The sequence below is a fragment of the Erwinia wuhanensis genome, assembly GCF_030484085.1.
In the GTDB taxonomy this organism is placed as follows: domain Bacteria; phylum Pseudomonadota; class Gammaproteobacteria; order Enterobacterales; family Enterobacteriaceae; genus Erwinia; species Erwinia aeris.
Genome location: NZ_JAUJUH010000001.1, coordinates 387770 through 402259, shown reverse-complemented (window position 1 = coordinate 402259; position 14490 = coordinate 387770). Strand labels below are relative to the sequence as shown.

General features: G+C 57.6%; 8 protein-coding genes. 5 read left to right on the top strand and 3 right to left on the bottom strand.

The window, feature by feature from the left end; all coding sequences use genetic code 11:
• Window positions 1-184 precede the first annotated feature (184 nt).
• Window positions 185-2377, bottom strand: a complete 2193-nt coding sequence (gene fhuE, locus QZH36_RS01805; RefSeq protein ID WP_301729722.1) for a ferric-rhodotorulic acid/ferric-coprogen receptor FhuE — start codon at window positions 2375-2377, stop codon at window positions 185-187.
• A 360-nt stretch (window positions 2378-2737) separates the two neighbouring features.
• Here fhuE and QZH36_RS01800 point away from each other — a divergent pair, with 360 nt between their 5' ends.
• Both QZH36_RS01800 and QZH36_RS01795 read left to right on the top strand, forming a co-directional pair.
• On the top strand, window positions 2738-3925 hold the full coding sequence (locus tag QZH36_RS01800) for a CynX/NimT family MFS transporter (protein WP_253454042.1): 1188 nt from the start codon (window positions 2738-2740) through the stop codon (window positions 3923-3925).
• 375 nt (window positions 3926-4300) lie between these two features.
• Window positions 4301-4756 carry a hypothetical protein gene (locus QZH36_RS01795; RefSeq protein ID WP_253454040.1) on the top strand — a complete coding sequence of 152 codons (456 nt, stop codon included), beginning with the start codon at window positions 4301-4303 and terminating at the stop codon, window positions 4754-4756.
• A gap of 92 nt (window positions 4757-4848) precedes the next feature.
• Here QZH36_RS01795 and ahr read toward each other — a convergent pair whose 3' ends face one another.
• Both ahr and QZH36_RS01785 read right to left on the bottom strand, forming a co-directional pair.
• Window positions 4849-5865, bottom strand: a complete 1017-nt coding sequence (gene ahr, locus QZH36_RS01790) for an NADPH-dependent aldehyde reductase Ahr (protein ID WP_253454038.1) — start codon at window positions 5863-5865, stop codon at window positions 4849-4851.
• A gap of 165 nt (window positions 5866-6030) precedes the next feature.
• Complete coding sequence (locus QZH36_RS01785) at window positions 6031-7347, bottom strand: methyl-accepting chemotaxis protein (protein ID WP_301729721.1); 1317 nt, start codon at window positions 7345-7347, stop codon at window positions 6031-6033.
• A gap of 278 nt (window positions 7348-7625) precedes the next feature.
• Here QZH36_RS01785 and QZH36_RS01780 point away from each other — a divergent pair, with 278 nt between their 5' ends.
• Genes QZH36_RS01780 through QZH36_RS01770 form a run of 3 tightly spaced genes read left to right on the top strand, consistent with a single transcriptional unit; the run spans window position 7626 to window position 14490 of the window.
• Window positions 7626-9128, top strand: a complete 1503-nt coding sequence (locus QZH36_RS01780; protein ID WP_301250764.1) for an SrfA family protein — start codon at window positions 7626-7628, stop codon at window positions 9126-9128.
• Window positions 9129-9130: 2 nt separating this feature from the next.
• Window positions 9131-12112 carry a virulence factor SrfB gene (locus QZH36_RS01775; protein WP_253460964.1) on the top strand — a complete coding sequence of 994 codons (2982 nt, stop codon included), beginning with the start codon at window positions 9131-9133 and terminating at the stop codon, window positions 12110-12112.
• Entirely contained in the window at window positions 12109-14490 is a 2382-nt protein-coding gene (locus tag QZH36_RS01770) for a virulence factor SrfC family protein (RefSeq protein ID WP_253454033.1), read from the top strand. Before QZH36_RS01775 ends, QZH36_RS01770 begins: the two co-directional genes overlap by 4 nt.

Here is a 14490-nt window from a genome sequence, read left to right as displayed (position 1 = left end):
GAACCCTGGAGGTTCTTCCCAAGATCCTTTGTGGCTTGGTGGTCAATTTTTAGTCTTAACGTACAATAATTTTCGATATCCAAACTGACCCCCTTATGACCATCGAGTATAAAGAGAAAGATCCCCGCATTGATTTACCGGCAAAAAAATAGCTCCCGCAGGAGCTATCTTTATCTGTGCCGCATCAGAACTTATAGCTGGCCGTTAATGAGAAATTACGCGGTTCGCCGTAAACGATATATTGGTTCACGCTGGTGTCATATTCTTTATCAAACAGGTTATTGATATTGGCCTGTAGCGTCAGCTGCTTAGTCACCTCATAGCGGCTGAACAGGTTCACCAGCGCATAGCTGCCCTGCTCCGCGTGCCAGGTGCCGTTGCCTTCCGGCGCGGGCACATCCTGCCAGACGTGCGTCTGCCAGTTTACGCCGCCGCCGACCGTCAGCGCCTGGAGCGACGGCAGACGATAGCTGGTGAACAGCTTCAGCGACGTGCGCGGCAGCTGAGGGTTAACCGCTTCGTCTTCGCTGTCTTCCGCTACATAACGGGTACCGCCCACGGTCATTTGCCAGTTATCGGTCAGCGCGCCGTTCACTTCAAATTCAATCCCGCGGCTCACGGTGCCCGATTTGCCTACGTAGGCGGTATCGGTCGATCCGGCAATGATCTGTCCGGTGCTCTGGGCTACGTTGTCCTGTTCGATGCGGAACACCGACAGCGAGGTCGTGAGGCGGCTGTTCATCCAGTCAGACTTCAGGCCTGCCTCGTAGTTTTTACCAACCACCGGCGACAGGTAGCTGCCGTTGATATCACGATAGGTCTGCGGCTGGAATACCGAGGTATAGCTGCCGTAGGCTGACCAGTTTTCGTTGATGTCATACACCAGGCCGCCGTACGGCGTGATATTGTTTTTCTCCATATCCTGGGTCAGCGTATTGGTGCTCCAGCGCGTATAGCGCGCGCCGAGGATCAAATGCAGCGGATCGGCCAGGGTAATACGGGTTGCCATATAGGCGGATTTCTGACGCGTCACGTCTTCCTGCGCGAGCGTTCGCTCGCTCCATTCTGTTTCCGGGTATTGGCCGTTATAGCTGTTGAAATCGCCCAGCATCTCTGAGGAAATGTTGTCAAAAGCGCTGTAATAAGTGTTCTTCTGCTTGCTGTAGCTGATGCCCGTCATCAGCTCGTGCTGGCGACCAAACAGCTCATAAGGGCCGCTGGCGAAGGTATCGACCGAGTCGACCTTGCGTTTACCGGTGTTATAACCGGTGCCGCCTACGACCGGATAATCCGCATAGGAAGAGACGCCCGCGCCGGTGTTCTTATCGAAGAAACCGTCGATATAGAGCTGACGGCTGTCAAGGAAGGTTTCGTTATGGGTGCCGTTTAGCGTCAGCATCCAGCCATTGTCAAAACGCTGCTTCAGGTTAACAAAAACCTTTTTGCTTTCTTTATCGTTATAGGCCCACTCTGGCGCCGTGTTATAGCCGCGACGATAGTCGGTGGGCGATCCATCGCTATGCCAGCGAGGCACGCCGCTCCAGGTTGGGCTGTCCGCGTTGGTTTGCTGGTATTCATAGCCAACGGAAAGCGTGGTGTAATCGGTCAGATCGGCATCCACCACGCCGTAGATAAATTTCTTTTCGGCGCCGTAGCGCTCAACGAAGCTGTTGTTGTCCTGATAACCGGCAACTACACGGCCTCGTACGTTGCCGGATTCGCTCAGCGGCGAAGAGAGATCGGCTACGTAACGCTGCTTGTCCCAGCTGCCGTAAGTGGCGGAAAGCTCGCCCGTCGCGGTTTTGCTGTCCGCATGTTTGCGCACCATATTGACCGCGGCGGAAGGGTTGCCCGCGCCGGTCATCAGGCCGGTTGCGCCACGTACGACTTCGATACGCTCGTACAGTGCCGTATCAGACTGGGCGTCGCCCAGATTCCAGCGCCCTTCAAATACGGTCGGGATGCCATCGACCATATAGTTGTCGATCAGGAAGCCACGCGAGTAATAGGTGCGGCGATCCATATCCGCTACGGACTGCATCACGCCCGTTGTATTGTTCAACACATCGCCCAGCGATTGCAGCTGCTGATCTTCCATGCGCTGCTTGCTGATAATACTGACTGACTGGGGAATATCGCGCGCAATCATCGGCATTTTGGTGCCCGAAGAGGTGACGGGAACGCTGTAATCGGTAGCGGAGGTATCGGTGACATTATCTGACGCGGCGCTCACCGTAAGCGTTTGTTCTGCGGTTTCCGCCGCTGCTGCCTGAGGCATCTGTAACGCCACGGCGACCAGCGCGGCGACGATGGAGTAAGAAGTGGCTACGCCGCCGTGCCGGCGGATTTCCCTGTTAATGTGCTGAGCAAAAAACATCACTACCTCGATCTTGTCATTAACGGCCTGAGCCGTTTAGCCACTGTGATTTTTGTTTTATGGAACGCTTTTACCGACGCTGCTACCCCGGCGATCGCCGAATGATACGGCCATCTACAAATGCGAATGAGAACTATAATTTTTTTTATTTCTTATGTAAAAGACTATTAATGAACTTTTCAGGATTTTGTAAGACGTAAGCCATGACGGGTAAACCGGCTACATAAGGGCATTCTGAAAAGGTTTACAACGGCGCTTTTTAGCCGTTAACATAGCGCCCAGACAGCCGGGCCAGCTCGGTTGCGTAAGCGTTAACGTCAACCAACGCATAATCAGCGGGCCGCGCCTGCTCTTTTTGCGATGTCGATAATGTCCCCAATTTTTACCCGTTCCGGTTTTTTCCTTACTGTTTTACTGCTTACCGCAGCCTGTTTGCGCGCCCCCCTGACGTCGATTGGCCCGGTGCTGGAAGATATTCGCCTGACCTTTAGCCTGACGGCTACCGACGCTGGCCTGCTTAATTTTATTCCGCTGATGATGTTTGCCCTGCTCGCGCCACCTGCAGCGTGGTCAGGCAATCGCTTTGGACTGGAGAAAACGCTGTGGCTCGCGGTCTGGCTGATCTTATCCGGTTCCGCTCTGCGCATTGCCGGCAGCAGCGCTGCGCTATGGCTGGGCACGGCGATCCTGAGCGGTGGTATTGCCGCCGCCAACGTGCTGCTGCCGCCGCTGATTAAGCGTGATTTCGCCCGGCATTCCGCCCGCTATATCGGTCTTTATGCCTGTGTCATGTCGATTACCGCCAGCCTGGCTTCCGGTATCGCGGTGCCGCTGGCATCGTTAACGAATGCGGGCTGGTTTTTTTCGCTGGCCGTTTGGCTGATCCCGGCGGCCATCGCGCTGGCGGCCTGGCTACCGCTGCTGAAACGCGCCCGGCAACGACAAACGACGCGCACACCGCTGGCGGTTTCTACGCTGCGCTCGCCGTGGCGTGCCGCATTAGGCTGGCAGGTTTCGCTGTTTATGGGATTGCAGTCGCTGGCCTTTTACACGCTGATTGCGTGGTTTACGCCCTGGGCTGAGGCGCAAGGATTCAGCCAGTTTGCCGCCGGCTGGCTGCTGTTTCTCTATCAGATTGTGGCAATCGTCGCCAATCTTGCCTGTATGCGGGCGCTGAAACGCCTGGCCGATCAGCGCGCTATCGCCCTGCTGGCTTCGCTGGCAATTTTTACCGGGCTGTGCGGCCTTTATCTGTTCCCTGCCCTGGCCGTGTTTTGGTTGATTATTGCCGGACTGGGCGCGGGCGCCTCTTTGGTGATAAGCCTTTCTCTGTTTGGTCTGCGTTCGGGCGATCATCATCAGGCTTCGCGCTTATCAGGCATGGCACAATGCGTAGGTTACGGTCTGGCCGCGCTGGGCCCGCTGGTTTTCGGCGTGCTGCACGAGCATTTTGACAGCTGGTCGGCCCCGCTGCTGTTTATGATTGCGTTAAGCCTGTTACAGGTGGCGATTGCGCCGCTGGCGGGAAGAAATAAGGTGATAGGTTAAGCCATTTGCCGCTTCGTTCCTGATTCGAAGCGGCACTTTACCCGCAAAAAATGCCTTTCTTACTGATAGTCTGTATCTGATTTAGCTGCGTTTTAGCCTGTATGAATGCGTGTTATCTCTGGAGTTTAGGTATGGAATTATTATCAGTACCTTTAGTATGATGTAACTAAAGTGCGATCATGACTCCCGTTAGCCGGTTTTTATCCATCACGATTATCGGAAAACTGAGATCTTGCCTGCTCAGGCGCGTCAGGTCTTTGTCTGCGCCGGTTAAAAAATGCGATAAGGCACATTTTAAGAAGAGACCTGACTGTTTTCAGACGCGGCCAGGCGCTAAAATAGCGCCTTAAAAGCCGTAGAGGATAGTGAGGTATAATGATCTGTCGTTTCACCCTGGCCGTAGCGATGGCCGCCATAACCCTGACCGGCTGCACCAGCCACAAGAAAGATGAACCGGCCACAACATCGATAACGGCATCGGCTAAAGATTTCTTTAAAGGCCCGGCCGTGGTTTCGGCCGAAGATTTCTCCACGGGGCCAACTCAGGTTGACGTTTCCCACGTCACCAGCCGTACCGATGACGGCTCTGCCGTTTATGTCACAGTGGACGGTAAAGATGCCGGCGCGCTGATCCGCGGTCAGAGCCTGCAACTGCATTTGCCCGCAGGCGAGCACCAGGTTGGCGGCTATGTCCCTACCCTGCTCGGCTTTGGGCGTGTCACTATCCCGGCGGTAAAAGTGACCACCACGCCGGAAAAAGTAAAAAAGGTAGCCTACTCCACCGGCCTGAAGACCCCTGCTTTTACTGAAACGGACGCAGGCCAGGGCTAAGTACACATCATGGTTGTATCCGGCCAGGGCAGGCTAAAAAAAACGGCGACCGCAGGGTCGCCGTTCAGCATATCAGCAGCTAAAAGACCGCATCAGAAATCCGCTTTCAGCACCACACGATAGTTCGCCTTACCGGCGCGCACGTGATCCAGCGCTTCATTGATTTTTGACATCGGGAAATACTCCACGCGCGGCGCGATATCGCGGCGTGACGCCAGCTTCAGCAGCGAGCGCAGCTGGCCCGGAGAACCGGTAGACGAGCCGGTCAACGCTTTATCGCCCATAATTAGCTGGAAAGCGGAGACTTCAAACGGTTTCAGCACGGCGCCCACGGTGTGGAATTTGCCCTGCGGCGCCAGCGCGTCGAAGTAAGGTTTCCAGTCCAGATCCACTGCTACAGTGCTGATAATCAGATCGAAACGGCCCGCCTGGCTTTTCAGCGCTTCCGGATCGCGGCTGTTGATGACCTCGTCAGCGCCCATTTCCAGGATGGACTGCTTTTTATCTGGCGTGGAGCTGAACGCCACCACTTCCGCGCCCATCGCGCGCAGGATCTTGATAGCGATATGGCCCAGGCCACCAATGCCGATGACGCCCACGCGGCTGGTCGCCGTGACGTTGCTCATCAGCAGCGGTTTAAAGACGGTGATGCCGCCGCACAGCAGCGGGCCAGCGGTCGCCGCGTCCAGGTTTTCCGGCAGCGGAATAACCCATTGCCAGTCGGCGCGAAGCTTCTCGGCAAAGCCGCCGTTGTTCAGAATGGTAGGGATTGAACCCTGCTCGCAGTTAACCTGCTCGCCATTGATACAGGCGTCGCAGTGCTGACAGCTTTTCGCCGTCCAGCCAATGCCCACGCGCTGGCCAACGGAAAGCCCTTTGGACTTCGCTGCTTCGCCCATGGCGGACACGCGACCAATCACTTCATGGCCGGCAATAGTCGGATAGCGTGAGATGCCCCACTCGTTATCGATCATTGAGAGATCGGAATGGCAGACGCCGCAATATTCCACTTCGACTTCCACTTCCTCGGCGCTCAGCTCCGGCGCATCATACTCATACAGCTCCAGGGCCTTACCGGCTTCCATCGCTGCATAGCTTTTGATTTTCATGCTCTCTTCCTCTGTTTCGTTAACGGACTGAGTTTAGCAAAGCTCGCCGGATGGTCAGGGAGCGAAACGAGTCATTAGCGGCAGGGAGTGTATCAGGATGTAAAAATTGACGATCTGCGCCGCAATATGTCCACTATTGCGGCAGCCCGTTGGAAGATGAAGCCGCTATTTGGTCAGATGCTGCGTCACGTTGCCGATGGCATCCACCACCTGCTCGGAGTTGTTCTGAATATTTACGATAACGTCGCCCGCTTCTTTTACCAGCGCCACGCCGCTGTCGGCCCGCGCCAGGTTTGCGGTAATATTTTTTTGCGCCAGCTGTGCCAGCTGCTGGTTACGATCGACCACGCTCGCGATCTCCTGGCTGGCGCTATTGATATTGGCCGCCAGGCTGCGCACCTCGTTAGCCACGACCGCAAAGCTGCGTCCATGCGTGCCCGCTCTGGCCGCTTCAACGGCGGCGTTTAACGCCAGCAGGTTGGTCTGATTGGCAATAGAACGGATCGTTTCCACTATCTCGCCAATTTGCGCGGACTGGGAGCTAAGGCCGTTGATGTCTCCTGAGACTTTATGCATCTCGCTGGCGACTTCGTTCATGCGCGCCACGCTGTTTTCAATCACGCTGACGCCGAGCCGCGTGTTTTGACTGGTTTCCACCGCCGCTTTATACGCGTGATCGACCGCTTCGCGCTCCTGCTGGTTTTTCTCTACCTGTGCCGTTACGTCGGTAGCGAATTTGACCACCTCATAAAGCTCGTTGTTAGCATCGAAAATCGGGTTATAGGTGGCGCGTAGCCAAATCGTTTCGCCCTTGCTGTTAACGCGGGGGAATTGCCCGGCGACAAAGTCGCCCTTTTGCAGCTTGTGCCAGAACTCGCTGTATTCACGGCTGTTATACACTTCCGGCGCGCAAAACATGCGGTGATGACGCCCGATAATTTGCTCATGGCTATAGCCGGTGGTTTTTAAAAAGTTCTGGTTGGCGCGTAATACTTCACCCTTCAGGTTAAAAGCAATCACCGCCATTGAGCGGCTGATAGCAGTCGTCATCGCCCGCTGCTCCTGCGCATCCTGAATATGGCTAGTAATATCGGAGGCTAGCTTAACGATTTTAATCACCCGGCCGTGGCGATCCTGTACCGGCACATAGTTAGCTTCAAGCCAGATCGGGCGCTGATGTTTTGCCAGCCGCAGGAACTTATCACTGAAGCTTTCGCCACGCGCAAGGCGCTGCCAGAACTGACCATATTCCGGCGAGTGGATCAGCTCGTCGGTACAGAAGAGCCGATGATGCTTGCCAACGATTTCGCTCAGTTTGTAGCCCATTGTCTCTAAAAAAAGCGCATTTGCCGTCAGGATATGACCCTGTGGCGTAAATTCGATCATGGCGATGGCGTTGTTCAGCGAGCTGAGCGTTGCGCGTAAATGGCTGGCGTTGGATTTCAGCCAGGATAATATCCCCGATTTGGTAGAGCCGATCATGTTGTAACCTTTTGTCATATTTATGGTATTCGTCACAAAATCGTTATCGGCACTTTGGGTAAAAAATTAACCTCGGCCGCGCCTGTTATTGCGATAGGCGCTGCTTTTTCCAGCTATTTTCCTTAAAAATTAACCTGTTCCTGACTTTTTTTTGCGTCATGAGCTGAGTAAAACACGCTTTACCCTCTTATTTCTGCATTTGATTTAAGTCCACTCGACTACAGTAAATAGAAATTTGGATTAAAACTTATTGAATCCTGACTAAAAAAGGTCTTTGCGTGGCTAAACTATTTTTACGCAGCGGAAGCCTGGACGCGGTTCTGCCTCTTGGCGAAAACGGTCAGCCCGTTTATTTATCAGCCCTGCAGCTGCGCGAGACGCTGCGCCTGCGGAAACAGCAGCAGATAGCTGACTGCCTGGCTATCCCTCAACCCAACGATGCCGGTGACCGTCTGGACTGGTATTCGCCCATTTCCGGCAAAGTTATCTCCTGGGCTGCGGCCAGCGACAGCGCACGCGCGCACGCGTTAAATCAGCTGGTTGCCTGTCAGCAAACGGTGGCCGACCTGTGCCAGCGTGCGCTGCAGTCGGATAAAAACAGTCAGAAACTTTTTGGCGCGCTGCTGGCTAAAGCGATTCAGTTTCCCGATCAAAACTTTGTCTATCTGGTCGGCGGCAAACCCGTTCTGACCTTCTGGGGATTTGTCAGCCTTGAGAAAAAAGGCCAGCTGGATCCGCTGGATTGTCTGCGCGCCGTCGAAGAAGAAGTGCCGTTGACGCTGTCGAAAATGACGGCGGCCGCGCCGGTGGTTGCCGTCGCGCCTGCGGTAAGCGCGCCGCCTGTCGCTGCCGCCGTCGCGCCTGTCGTTACGCCTGTCGTTACACCTGCCATTGCGGCTTATCAGACCTCCGCCGAGCCGGAAAATGCGCCTGAGCCGCCGCCCGCTGCATCAGCGCCCGTTAAACCCGAGCCTGTGAAAAATACGGCTAAGCAAAACCTGCTGCGCTATGGCTGGATACTGCCTGCTGCCGCGCTGCTGGTTGTGTTTGGCGTGCAGATGAAAAACTATTTTTCCGCCATGCGTCAGGAAGTGACAGCGTCACAAGCCGCGAACGTAAATGAGCCGAAACCTGCGGTTGCGCCCGAGAAAACCGCTGCTGATATCAAGCAATCTGCTGCCGAACCGGCTAAACAAACCGCTGAGACGAAGCCGGCTGCCGATGCGGCTAAACAACCTGCCGAAACGCAGCCTGCTGCTGATGCGGTTAAGCAGTCTGCCGTTGCGCTGCCGGTAGCACCCGCCAGCGTCGCGGCCGTTACGGTGACGCCGGCGCAGTCCGCTGCTGAGACCACGCCAGCCCCGGTTGAACAGCCGCCTGCCGTGCCTGCGGGTAAAGATGATTTAGTGCTGCCTGCGGACGCGGTCAAGCTAGGCTCTACCCGTTTCCTTAACGGCAACTGGCGCGTGATTGTCGGCATTAAAACCCCGCTCACCGGCAAGCCGCCCGTGCTGCGCTATCAGCTGCGCAACGGCAAAGGCCAGGCGCAGATGACCCAGGGCGACGGCACGGTTTGTCGCGTGGAGGTCTACGCGGGCGTGATGAAATCCGGCAACCTGGTAATTAATAGCCGCACCCGAGCAAAATGCAGCGACGGTTCGCGCTACCACATGCCCGAGCTGACCTGTGTACAGGGCGCCGAAGGCACCGCCGCCGCCTGTAGCGGCCAATATGATGCCGATACCGTATTACCGATGACGATGAAGCGCGAGAGTAAATAATGATGCTGGCGACCGCAGATTTTAAACCGAACATGACGCTGATTCAGAACAGCGGCATCCAGTTCCTGGATTTTGCCCTGACGCCGGATCCGGAAAACGATTTGCCGGGCAAATTTGTCCGCCAGACGGCCAACGGCCCGCTGCTGCGTCTGAACTTTAACGCGCAGAGCGGCAAATATTTGCTGCCGATCGCGGTGGGCGGCATGCCGGAAGTGGTGAAGCCCGAGTTTAGTTTCCCGCTGGCGCAGTCGCTGGCGCTGCTGGACGGCGTGTGGCTGCCGCTGCCCTTCTTTCGCTTTAATCCGCCCCGCACTTTTATCGGCGGGCCTGATAACTGGGCGCGCGTGCAGATTGTCGCGCTGGATAAGCCCGATCAAAACGGCAAGACGCATCGCATTTGCCTGGCTTTCGAAACCCGCACCTGGCAGGAAGGCGAAGACGAGTCGCTGGCGCTGGTGGAGAGCGACGTCAAAAACGGCGTCAGCTTCGCGCTGGCTTATCGCAGCAACGAGCTGGGCGAGTTTCTGGATCATACCTGGATCGACGGCTGGCTGCGCGAGGTCTTCAGCCAGCAGGCCGCCGCCGTCGAGCAGCGTCCGCAGGTTAATATCCGCACAGCGCTGCGCGAATTCGAATACCAGGCCCATTACCTGAATATTCTGCATATGCTCGGCCACCAGCTGGCGATGCCGGAGCTGAAGATCAGCGCCGCCACGCTACAGGAGCCGGCCATCCCGGTCGATTTGATCCTGGACGTTGGCAACTCGCATACCTGCGGCATTATGGTGGAAGATCACGTTGACGATCATCACGGCCTCAAGCACACCTATGAGCTGCATCTGCGGGATCTGGGCACGCCGCACCGCGTCTATAACGAGCTGTTCGAGAGCCGCGTTGAATTTGCCCAGGCCAGCTTTGGCAAGCAGAACTTCTCGATGGAAAGCGGACGCGATGACGCCTTTATCTGGCCTTCGATTACCCGCGTAGGCCGCGAGGCGAGCAACCTGGCGCTGCAGCGTTTAGGCACGGAAGGCGCAACCGGCATTTCCAGCCCGCGCCGCTATCTTTGGGATGAGGATGCCTACACGCCAGGCTGGCGCTTCAGCCGCACGCCGGGCAACGCCGCGCTGGAGCCGCTGGCAACCGCCGCGCCGCTGACTAATCTGGTTAATGACGAAGGCGAGCCGCTGTTCAGCCAGCCGCTGGAGGAGCGCCTGCCGGTCTTTACGCCGCAGTACAGCCGTAGTTCCGTAATGACGTTTATGCTTGGCGAACTGCTGGCGCAGGCGCTGCTGCAAATGAACAGCGCGCTGCAGCGCCAGAAGATGCTGCACAGCAGCGCGCCGCGCCAGCTGCGTAATATTATCCTGACGCTGCCTTCCGCTATGCCTAAACCGGAGCGCGAGATTTTCCGTCGTCGGATGCAGGAAGCGATCGCGCTGATCTGGAAAGCGATGGGCTGGCATCCGGCGGATGACGACTTTACCAGCGCCAAAGACAAGGCAAAAAGCAGCGTGCCGGTACCGGAAGTCCAGATGGAATGGGACGAAGCGACCTGCGGCCAGATGGTTTATCTCTATAACGAAACGCAGGTAAACTTCGGCGGTCGCGCCGAGGCGTTCTTTGTCAGCATGGCGCGCCCCGATCGCGTTCGCGCGCCCGACGAGCCGGTGGGCAAAACGCTGCGTATCGCCTCCATTGATATCGGCGGCGGCACCACCGATCTGGCGATCACCCAGTATCGCCTGGATGACGGCGTCGGTAACAACGTGAAGATTATGCCGCGCCTGCTGTTCCGCGAAGGCTTTAAGCAGGCCGGCGACGACATTCTGCTGGATGTGATCCAGCTTTACGTGCTGCCCGCCTTGCAGCACGCGTTCAAAGAAGCCGGTATGGTGAACCCGGAAGGCGTAATGACGCGGCTTTTCGGCCATGAAGGTCGTCTGGACGGACATTCCACGCTGCGTCAGCAGGTTACGCTGCAAATTTTCATTCCGGTAGGCCAGGCGATTCTGGAAGCCTATGAAAAATTCGATCCGCTGGAGCTGAACGCCGAGCTGGATGCCCGCTTTGGCGAGCTGCTGGCCCAGGCGCCGACGCAAAAGCTGCTCGACTATATCAACCGCGAGATCCAGCGCGAGCTGCCGAACGAGGCGGAAGCTTTCGATCTGCTGCGTGTCCCGCTGGTGGTCAGGCTGAGCAAGCTTCATGCGGAGTTCCTGTCGCCGCGTATGAATATTACCCAGAGCCTGCGCTCGATGTCGGAAGTGGTCGCCGTGTATGACTGCGATGTGCTGCTGCTGACGGGTCGCCCTTCGCGCTTCCCTGGCGTGCAGGCGCTGTTCCGCCATCTCCAGCCGCTGCCGGTCAGCCGTATTCTGTCGCTGGACGGCTACCACACCAACGACTGGTATCCCTTTAACAAACAGGGCCGGATTGAGAACCCGAAATCCACGGCGGCGGTCGGCGCTATGCTGTGCCTGCTGTCGCTGGATTTAAGGCTGGCGAACTTCTGGTTTAAGGCAGGTGATTTTCAGCCGTACTCCACTATTCGCTATCTGGGCATGCTGGACGGTAACGGCAGCCTGAGCGCCGAGAACGTCTGGTATGCCGATATCGATCTGGATGACGATAATTTCCGGCTCGACCCACGCGAGCGTTTTCAGGTTCGCGGCGCGCTGACGCTGGGATTCCGGCAGCTGGATAACGATCGCTGGCCCGCTTCGCCGCTTTACACCCTGTCGATCGCCGATCCGCAGCTGGCCCGCAGCGTGGCAGGCGACAAGGTGCTGAAGATCAAGCTGGCGGTGGCGGAAACCAAAGGCGAATTCGGCCCGGAAAGATTTGCTATTGCCGAGGCAACGCTGGACGACGGCAGCCGCGTGCCGCTGGAACATCTGCGGCTCAGGCTGAATACGCTGGCCAGCAGCGGCTCAGGATTAACCCATTACTGGATTGACAGTGGGAGCGTATATAAAAAATGAAAGCGTTGACGCCTAAGCCATCGGGGCAGTTCGGCAAAAAACTGGAAAACGTGACCAAGGGTATCGATCGCGCGCTGATTTGGCTGGAAAGCGCCCGTACCACCGCCCCACGTCTTAATATGGAAGCGGATCGCCTTGGCGTCCGGCTGCGGCATCAGCATAACAAGGCAACCCGGCTGAATGAGGCCGCGAGCAATGAGTGCGCGGTCGGCTTTTTCGGCCTGGCGCAGGCGGGCAAAGCCTGGCTGATCGCCGCGCTGGCCGCCAGTGAAAAAGGCCGGATGGAGCTGGCGCTGGGCAATACCACCTTTGACTATGCGCAGCTTAATCCGCAGCAGCAGAGCGCCACCATGGTGATGCGCTTCAGCGGCCGGCAGACCAGCACCGATAACGAATGGCCGGTGCAGCTGTCGCTGATGAGCGAAGAAGAGATCGCCGGCGTGCTGGCGCAAATCTGGGCCAAACGCAGCGGCAGCGAAACCATCGCGCTGGATGAGCAGCAGATTGCCGAGCGCATGAAAAGCGTCGCCGTTTATCGCCAGGCGCAGAGCGTGGAAGGCATGAGCAGCAATAACGTGGTGGCGCTGTGGCACCGTCTGAACGCCGCCCAGATTTGCCGCAGCAAGGCGCTGGAAAGTCATTTCTGGCCGCAGGCCGTGGAGCTGGCGCCGATGCTGGGCGTGGACGATCGCGCCCGCCTCTTTTCCCTGCTGTGGAATGAAGACCGCGATCTTTCCGCGCTTTATCGCCAGCTGGCGCACGTGCTGCATCATCTTTCCGGCGCGCGACGCGTGCTGGCGCCCATCAGCACGGTGGACGATCCCGGCCTGAGCGTATTAAACAGCAGCGGCCTGCGCTATTTTAACGCCTCATCGGATCGCGTTATTCAGGTAGTGCCGCAGCATAACGGCCGCAGCCTGAGGCCGGTTAACCTGGCGCTGGGCGAGCTGAACCTGCTGAGCCGCGAAGTGCTGCTGCCGTTCTACAGCGCGCCGCGTGAAAACCTGTTTGAACAGGTCGATCTGCTGGACTTTCCCGGTTTTGAAGAACCGTCAGTTCTGCCGGATGACAGCGCGCACGAACTGGCGCTGGCCTTTACCACCGCCAAGCGTCCTTTCCTGTTAACCCGCGCCGCAGAACGGCAGGATGTCGACTTGCTGATGGTCTGTAACGCTTCCAGCCAGCGCGCGGATACCCGCATCGTGGGCCGTGTGCTGGACAACTGGGTGAAGCAGACCCAGGGCCAGCCGCACAGCGGCCGCAAACCTGCGCTAATCTGGGCGCTGACGCCTTTTGACCAGCGTATTACGCACGGTCAGAACCACGACGCCGCCGTACAGCGCTACGTGGGCAATCCCGGCGATGCCTGGGGCACCATGCTGACGATGGACGATAAGGGCGTGAAGCGGATGGCGGGCTGGCTGACCAGCGAAGTCAGCCGCGAAAACAAAATGACGCGCTTGCAGGAACAGCTCAGCGAGATCCGTCGCGAGCTGAGCGATAACCTGCTGGGCCGCTGGTATCTGGCGGCGGAAAAAGAGGAGCCGGAGGCCCGCCTGCGCGTTGCCGAATCGCTGCTGAAGGCGTTGCAAACCAGAACCGGCGTGCACGGCGAGCTGCTGGAGCGGCTGCTGCCGACGCGCGAAACGCTGCGTCACCTGTTTATGCAGCAGCAACACCCCGCCGAGCGCCGCAGCAACGAAGAGTATGCCCTGACGGAAGAGGATCCCTTCGGCATTGGAATGAGTATCGATCTGTTGAGCAACGATCCTTTACCGCTGCCGCTGGATGCGCAGCAAACGGGCGAGGAGAGCGAAGCGGAAAATGGCTTTGCGCAACAGGTCTACCGTTACTGGATCAACCTGCTGGGACAGCTGCCCGAACAGGACGCGCTGCTGGAGCTGCTGGGCGTGACGCGCCCCACGCTGGAGATGCTGACCGAAGAGCTGACCACGGCCAGTATTCGTCTGGATATTGAAGGCGCGCTGGTGAAAATCCTGACGGATAAAGATGCGGCGAATACCCCGGCCGAGATGCTGGCCGATCGCCAGGTCTCCCGCGCGCTGAGCGTGCTGGGCGATTTCGTCGCCTGGCTCGGCTTCCAGCATCTGCCAGAGTCGGCGCGCCCCGACAGTAAAATCAATCGTGGCCAGAAGATCTTCGCCCGTCCGGAAACCCAGGCCGCCAGCCTGGGGCCGGGCCAGCGGCTGACAAAGCTGGCGCTGAAGCCTAATAACCATGCCGCCTACTATATCTATGACTGGCTGGTGGGGCTGAATGAAACCATTCTGCTGAACGCCGGTTATTCCGCCGCTCGGGAGATTGACGGCGAGCACCGCGCGCAGCTGGCTGAGATTTTGAAGCAGACAGGTAAGTAG

What these genes read in the sequence shown, in the direction of transcription:
- fhuE (WP_301729722.1), bottom strand. Translation starts at nt 2,377, where the DNA reads ATGTTTTTTGCTCAGCACATTAACAGGGAAATCCGCCGGCACGGCGGC.
- QZH36_RS01800 (WP_253454042.1), top strand. Translation starts at nt 2,738, where the DNA reads ATGTCGATAATGTCCCCAATTTTTACCCGTTCCGGTTTTTTCCTTACT.
- QZH36_RS01795 (WP_253454040.1), top strand. Translation starts at nt 4,301, where the DNA reads ATGATCTGTCGTTTCACCCTGGCCGTAGCGATGGCCGCCATAACCCTG.
- ahr (WP_253454038.1), bottom strand. Translation starts at nt 5,865, where the DNA reads ATGAAAATCAAAAGCTATGCAGCGATGGAAGCCGGTAAGGCCCTGGAG.
- QZH36_RS01785 (WP_301729721.1), bottom strand. Translation starts at nt 7,347, where the DNA reads ATGATCGGCTCTACCAAATCGGGGATATTATCCTGGCTGAAATCCAAC.
- QZH36_RS01775 (WP_253460964.1), top strand. Translation starts at nt 9,131, where the DNA reads ATGCTGGCGACCGCAGATTTTAAACCGAACATGACGCTGATTCAGAAC.
- QZH36_RS01770 (WP_253454033.1), top strand. Translation starts at nt 12,109, where the DNA reads ATGAAAGCGTTGACGCCTAAGCCATCGGGGCAGTTCGGCAAAAAACTG.